Source organism: Nocardia lijiangensis NBRC 108240 (genome assembly GCF_001613045.1).
GTDB classification, from domain to species: Bacteria; Actinomycetota; Actinomycetes; order Mycobacteriales; family Mycobacteriaceae; genus Nocardia; species Nocardia lijiangensis.
Map to the genome: position 1 here is coordinate 21,938 of NZ_BDBP01000111.1, position 6,003 is coordinate 27,940.

The 6,003-nt window shown below is 72.9% G+C and carries 4 protein-coding genes; all 4 read right to left on the reverse strand.

All coding sequences use genetic code 11. The features are described 5' to 3' along the window. Positions 1 to 34: 34 nt before the first annotated feature. A complete protein-coding gene (locus tag NL1_RS31595; RefSeq protein WP_067847257.1) occupies positions 35 to 1,198 on the reverse strand; it encodes a VWA domain-containing protein in 1,164 nt (387 codons plus the stop codon). A gap of 31 nt (positions 1,199 to 1,229) precedes the next feature. Beyond that, positions 1,230 to 3,596, reverse strand: coding sequence for a DUF5682 family protein (locus NL1_RS31600; protein ID WP_067847260.1), 2,367 nt, complete (start codon positions 3,594 to 3,596; stop codon positions 1,230 to 1,232). Positions 3,597 to 3,604: 8 nt separating this feature from the next. After that, entirely contained in the window at positions 3,605 to 4,702 is a 1,098-nt protein-coding gene (locus tag NL1_RS31605; RefSeq protein WP_067847264.1) for an ATP-binding protein, read from the reverse strand. Beyond that, positions 4,699 to 6,003, reverse strand: a 1,305-nt coding sequence (locus NL1_RS38325; RefSeq protein ID WP_245673674.1) for a DUF5691 domain-containing protein, incomplete at its 5' end; no start/stop codon positions are given. The genes NL1_RS31605 and NL1_RS38325, both read right to left, overlap by 4 nt.

The window sequence follows — 6,003 nt, forward strand, 5'->3', positions numbered from 1 at the left end:
CAGCGTGCCGAGATTCGACGAGTCTAGAACGGTGTCACGGCCTTCCGGCGTTCACATCCGCCCAGGACTGGACATCGCCGCGATCCAACGCCACCGCGAGCAGGTCGGGGAAGCGGTCGGGCGTGCAGGCGAAGGCCGGAACGCCCAGCGCCGCAAGGGCGGCGGCGTTGTCGTGGTCGAAAGCCGGTGCGCCGTCGTCGGAGAGCGCGAGCAGCACCACCACCTGCACCCCCGAATCCTTCATGGCGTGCACCCGGCGCAGCATCTCGGCGCGGATGCCGCCCTCGTAGAGGTCGGAGATCAGCACGAAGAGCGTGTCGGCGGGACGGGCGATCAGCGTCTGGCAGTAGGCGAGGGCCCGGTTGATGTCGGTGCCGCCGCCCAGCTGGGTGCCGAACAGCACGTCCACCGGGTCGGCGAGCAGATCGGTGAGGTCGACCACCTCGGTGTCGAAGACCACCAGCGACGTGCGCAACGCCCGCATCGAGGCGAGCACCGCGCCGAACACCGAGGCGTACACCACGCTCGCGGCCATCGACCCCGACTGGTCGATGGCCAGCACGACGTCGCGGCGCACGGTCTGGGTGTTGCGGCCGTAGCCGACCAGCCGCTCCGGGACGACCGTGCGGTGCTCGGGCAGGTAGTTCGCGAGGTTCTTGCGGATGGTGCGGTCCCAGTCGATGTCGCGCGCCCGCGGCCTGCTGATCCGTGCGGCCCGGTTGAGTGCGCCGGAGACGGCGGTGCGGGTGTGGGTGGCGATGCGCCGCTCGATCTCGCGCACCACCCGCTCGACCACGGTGCGCGCGGTGGCCTTGGTCGTCTCCGGCATCACGCGGTTGAGGCCGATCAGCGTGCCGACCAGGTGCACGTCGGGCTCCACGGCGGTCAGGAGTTCGGGCTCCAGCAGGAGTTCGGTGAGTTGCAGGCGGTCGATGGCGTCGCGCTGCATCACTTCGACCACGCTGGAGGGGAAGTAGGTGCGGATGTCGCCGAGCCAGCGCGCCACCCGCGGCGCCGAATCGCCAAGGCTGCCGGAGCGTTTCCCGGAGGTGGGTTCGTCGCCGGTGTTGTAGAGGGCGCCGAGTGCCCGGTCGACGGCCACGTCGTCGGCGCCGCCGAGTCCACCGAGCTCGGGTTCGGCCGCTGCGCCGAGGACCAGACGCCAACGGCGGGAGGGGTTTTCGCCGAGCGTGCTCATAGTGCGACTCCTCGCCGACAGAAAGGATGGATCATTCCGCCACCCCGAGGATTTCGGCGGCGGCTCGCATGGCGCGGCGGCCGCGGTCGGTGTCCACGCCCGCGGGCTCGATCGTCGTGACTCGTGCGGTGTCGTGGATCGCGCGGCCGATGGCGCGGCGTTCGCCGGATTCGAAGGCGCCGAAGGTGCGGCGCAGTACGGGCAGTGTCTCCAGGAATTGGTCGTCGTCGAGGCTGCGCAGCCAGTCATCGATGCGGCGCAACAACTCTCGGTCGTGGACGAGCAGCAGGCCGCGGCCGCCGAGGTAGCCGTCGATCCACGCGGCCTTCGAGGCCGGGGTCGCGCCGATCGACAGCGCGGCGGAGAGGCGGCGGCCGGAATCGGCGTCGTCGATGATGCCCGCGTCGCTGAGAAGCCGGACCGCCCGGCCGACGAGCGCGCCGTGCACGTCCTCGCGGTCGGCCAGCTTGCGCAGGGCGGCCAGCCAGGTCTCGGTGGCCCACGCGTCGTCGCGGGTGTGGATCGCCAGGTGCGCGGCGTCCAGTTGGGTGCGCAGCTCGGCCGCGGCGTCGGCGTCCAGGCCGGTCACCGCGCCGGGCAGGCCCGCGGAGATGCGGACGAGCAGCCCGTCGGCGACGTGCGCGAGGGCCTTGGTATCGGTGCCGCGCACGTCCCCGTAGCGCAGCGTTCTGATCAGGCCGGGCAGCGCCGCGAGCAGGTGGGTGACGTCGTGGTCCAGCGCGGCGACGGTCTCCAGCCGGGCGATCAGTCCGGCGGTCGCGCCGCCCAGATCGGCGAGCAGGGCCAGCTCCAGCGCGCCCGCGAGGTCGGCGAGGGTGCGGTCCGGCCGCTGCGCGGTGTCGAGGATCTTGGCCTCGGCGGCGGTGCGCAGCGTGGTGCCCCAGCGCGAGGCCTCGATGACGGCGACCGCGAACTCCGGGCGCCATCGCAGCGTCCAGGTCTCACGGAAGGTGCCGGTGCTGCGCACCTCCCCGGTGGCCGGGGCGCCCCATTCGATACCGAGCAGGCGTAGCCGGTGCAACAGGCGCGACCGCTCCAGTTCGCGCTCCTTGCGCAGGTCCAGGTCGACGGTGCGCACCGTGGGTTCCAGCTTCATCCGCAGCCTGCGCACCCTGGCGCGCAGGTCGGCGTCGAGCGGCACCGTCGGCGCGTGTTCCGGCACCGCGCCGAGCGCCTCGCCGACCACCAGCTCGGTGGATACCACGTGCACCATGGTCTCGTCGCCGCCGCACATTACCGAGCGCACCGCCTCGGTGACCTCGGAGAGCCCGGCCAGCGGTCGTTGCCGTAGTGCGGCAAGGGTTTCGGCGAGCCGGACGGCTTCGATGACGTGCGCGCTCGACACCGGAAGATCGTGTGCCCGCAGTACGCCCGCGACCTTGGTGAGCCAGCGCGCGATCGGCTGGTCGGCGGCGGTGAACAGGTGGTGGTACCAGCCGGGCGAGCCGACACCCGCGCCGTAGCCGGAGGAGGCGGCGAGGCGGGAATGGGTGTAGGGCACCCAGGTGACGGTGGCCTTCACCTTCGGCATGCCCTTGAGCAGCCGGGCATCGGGCGCGGCCGGACCGAGCTTGCCCGCCAGCGCCGGGGCGTGCCAGGCGCCGCAGACCACGGCGAGGCGGCGCGCGCCGCCCTTGAGCGCCTTGCGCATCGTCTGGCGCATGTAGGCCTCGCGGCGCAGGGTGTGCGCATCGATGGCGGCCGGGGTCGGTCGACGGCGGCGCGCGTTCGGCGACGGCTCGTTTCGGTCGAATTCGTGGTCGGGCCCGAAGGTTTCGAGATCCGGCAGCCGGTCTTCCGGCGGCTCAGGGGCCAGGAGCGGCTGTTCGCTCTCGGGCCGGTCCGTGGCGGGCGTTTCGCGCAGCGCGGCCATCGCTTCGGTGAGCGCGTCGAAAACGTCGATGTCGGTGTTGGATTCGACGACCGCATCCCACCAGCGTTCGGCGTCGTCGTAGCCTCCGGCGGCCGCGAGATGGGCCAACGGGTCGACGCTGTCGCCTGGCTCCGCCTCGGCGGCCAGCACGACGCTGCCCGGTAGATCGCAGAAGCGCACGGGGACTTCGTGTTCGGCGGCGTAGCGGAGCGCCTGCCACTCCGGCGAGAACACGGCGTAGGGCCAGAACGCCGCGCGCGCGGGCTGATCGGGTACATAGGCGAGCAGCGCGACGGGCGGGTCCATGCCCTCGGCGGTGACGAACCCGACCAGGGGATCGGCGTCGGCGGGGCCCTCGATCAGGATGGTGTCGGGCTGAAAGTCTTCCAGCGCCAAGCGCAACGAGCGGGCCGAGCCGGGGCCGTGGTGCCGGATGCCGAAGACGCGCGTCACCGCGTCATCGGCACGTTGACTCGCACGTCGGTCGTTCTCCGGTACCTGCATCGCCGTTCCTAGCCGGTGACCTCGCGGCACGCGCGGTAGAAGTCGGCCCACTCGGGGCGTTCGCGGACAACGGCTTCCAGGTATTCGGTCCACACCGCGGCGTCGGCCACCGGGTCCTTGACCACCGCGCCGAGCAGCGCGCTCGCGATATCGGTGGCGCGCAGCACCCCGTCACCGAAGTGGGCGGACAGCGCGATGCCGTTGGTCAGCACCGAGATCGCCTCGGCGGTGGACAGCGTCCCGGAGGGCGACTTGAGCTTGGTGCGGTTGTCGGCCGTCATGCCGGAACGCAATTCCCGGAAAACCCGCACCACGCGGCGCACCTCCTGAGCGGCGGCGGGCACCTCCGGCAGCTCCAGCGCCGCGCCGAGCTGGGCGACCCGGCGCGTCACGATGGCGACCTCGTCCTCCTCGTCGGCGGGCAGCGGCAGCACCACCGTGTTGAAGCGGCGGCGCAGCGCGGAGGACAGCTCGTGCACGCCGCGGTCGCGGTCGTTGGCGGTGGCGATCACGTTGAAACCCTTGGCCGCCTGCACTTGGCTGCCGAGTTCCGGTATCGGCAGGGTCTTCTCGGACAGCACCGTGATCAGCGCGTCCTGCACGTCGGACGGGATGCGGGTGAGCTCCTCGATCCTGGCCAGCGCGCCGGTGCGCATCGCGGTCAGCACCGGCGAGGGGACGAGGGCGGCGTCGCTGGGGCCCTCCGCGAGCAGCCTGGCGTAGTTCCAGCCGTAGCGAACGGCCTCCTCGGCGGTGCCCGAGGTGCCTTGCACCAGCAGCGTGGACGAGCCGGAGATGGCGGCCGAGAGATGTTCGGACACCCAGGTTTTGGCGGTGCCCGGCACGCCGAGCAGCAGCAGCGCACGGTCGGTGGCCAGGGTGGCGACCGCGACCTCCATCAAGCGGCGCGGGCCGACGTACTTCGGGCTGATCACGGTGCCGTCGTCGAGCGTGCCGCCGAGCAGGTAGGTGACCACCGCCCAGGGCGAGAGCCGCCAGGAGGGCGGGCGCGGGCGGTCGTCGGCGGCGGCCAGTGCGCGCAGCTCCTCGGCGTAGGCCTGTTCGGCGTGCGGGCGCAGCAGGGTGCTGGCGTCGGTGCTGGTCACGGCAACTCCTCGAGCATGTCGGAGCGGTGGGTGAGGTCGGTGGCGAGCTGGTCGAAGGCGCGGGCCCAGGCCACATCGTCGCAGCGCTGGGCGATCGAGGCGACGGCGGCCGCCGCGTCGACGGGCAGATGCACGGCCGCCGCGGTGAGCAGGGATCGGTGCGCGGCGGGGCCCGTGCCGTGCCCGCCCGCGCGCTGCGCGGCGGTCCGTGCGCGCTCGAACAGCAGCAGGATCACGTGCTGTGCCAGCGGTTGCGGCCACGGGTGCGGCGCTGCGGGCAGCAGCGCCTCCAGCTCGGAGAGCCAGGCGCCGTCGAGGCGCAGCAGGTGCCGGACGCGCTCGTCCACCGGCAGCAGGGCGAACAGCTCGCGGCGGCGCAGCAGGGCGGTGTCGGAGGGTACCCCGTTGGCGAACAGCGCGGCGGCCCAGGCCGGATCCCGTTGCGCCAGTGCGGCATCCACCCAGCCGTCGAACAGCGGCTGCCGGAACCGGTCGTCCACCGTGACGCGCGCCGCCCGCTCGGGTGCGCCGAGCGCGGCCGTCCAGTGTCGCAGCGGCGTCGCCGCGACGAGCTGGCGCAGGCGGCCCGCGGTGACGTCGGGGACGCCGTTCCAGCGGTAGCTGAATTCGACGGCGCGGTCGGTGATGCCGTCGCGGCGGACGTCGGCGTCGAGCGAGTCGGGCAACGCGATCCGCAACCGCGTCCGGTCGGCCTCGACGGCGATCCAGTCCGCGGCGCGCCGCAGCATGCGTTGGGCGAAGGCCGAATCGGGGAGCGGGGCGAGCAGTCCGGCGGCGGTCCGGCGCACCTCGGCGCGGCGGTCGTCCAACGCCGTCTCCAGCAGCGGCTCATCGGCCGTCGTGACGCCGTCGGCGAGGACCGCGAGCAGTTCGGCCTTGGCCTGACCGGTTTCCGTGCCCCACGTGGCGGCCAGCGCCGCCCGCGCGGCGCCGGCATCGCGGGCACGCAGGCGGGCGAGCCAGGTGCGTCGCTGCGGGGCAGCGCCGTAGCGCCAGATCTCGTCGGAGCCGGTGTCGAAGACGAACTCCGCCAGCAGTTCTCGCCACTCCGGATGCCACTGCGCGAGCCACCGGCCGCGTTCGCCCGCCAGCCGCAGCAGTGGTTCGCGCAGGCCGGTCTGCGCGCTCGCCGAGTCCAACAGCTGGGCCGCCAACGCATCGGGCGCGCGGAAATCGTGGGGCGCGGCGGCCTCGAACCATTCGGACAGGAAACGGGACCGGTCGCGCAGCAGATCGGCCAGTCGTCGCGCGGCGGCGCGGGGCAGCAGCGCGCGATCGTC

Bases quoted from the DNA above. Each gene is read 5' to 3' on its own strand.
- NL1_RS31600 (WP_067847260.1), bottom strand. From the start codon at position 3,596: ATGCAGGTACCGGAGAACGACCGACGTGCGAGTCAACGTGCCGATGAC.
- NL1_RS31595 (WP_067847257.1), bottom strand. From the start codon at position 1,198: ATGAGCACGCTCGGCGAAAACCCCTCCCGCCGTTGGCGTCTGGTCCTC.